The organism is Faecalibacterium sp. An192 (genome assembly GCF_002160175.1).
Lineage (GTDB): Bacteria > Bacillota > Clostridia > Oscillospirales > Ruminococcaceae > Faecalibacterium.
Window position 1 is genome coordinate 1 of record NZ_NFKB01000161.1, and the last position, 582, is coordinate 582.

General features: G+C 56.9%; 1 protein-coding gene. It reads left to right on the top strand.

Features of this window, described 5'->3' with window-relative positions; translation table 11 throughout:
* Positions 1-38: 38 nt before the first annotated feature.
* Positions 39-582, top strand: a 544-nt coding sequence (locus B5F27_RS16425) for an IS66 family transposase (protein ID WP_242962228.1), incomplete at its 3' end; no start/stop codon positions are given.

The following is a 582-nucleotide window of genomic DNA, read 5'->3' on the forward strand; positions in this document are numbered from 1 at the left end:
CATGGAAACAGCTGGGGGTGACATTCAGCCGGACCACCATGGCGCGCTGGATCATCCGGTGTGCGGAAGACTGGCTGGAGCCTCTGTGGGATGCCATGCGGAAAGAGCTCCTGCAAAGAGAGGTCCTGCATGCAGATGAGACGGTGGTGCAGGTTCTCAAAGAGAACGGCAAGACCGCTCAGTCCAAGTCTTACATGTGGGTTTACCGTACCGGTATGGATGGGCTGCCGCCCATTGTTCTGTACGAGTACCAGCCCGGACGCAGCGGTGAATACCCAAAGAAGTTTCTGGAGGGGTTTCACGGATACCTGCATACCGACGGCTATGCGGGCTACAACCAGGTACCGGATATTACCCGCTGCGGCTGCTGGGCCCATCTGCGCCGGAAGTTCGTAGAAGCCATGCCTGCTGCATCCAGCAATCCAAAAGGCCTTCTCACACCGGCACAGGTTGGTCGGGATTACTGTGACCAACTGTTTGCAGCTGAAAAGAAACTGGCAGAACTGCCAGCCGAAGAAAGACAGAAACAGCGCCTTGCGGTGGAGAAACCCATGCTCAGGGCTTTTTGGTGCTGGCTGGAAG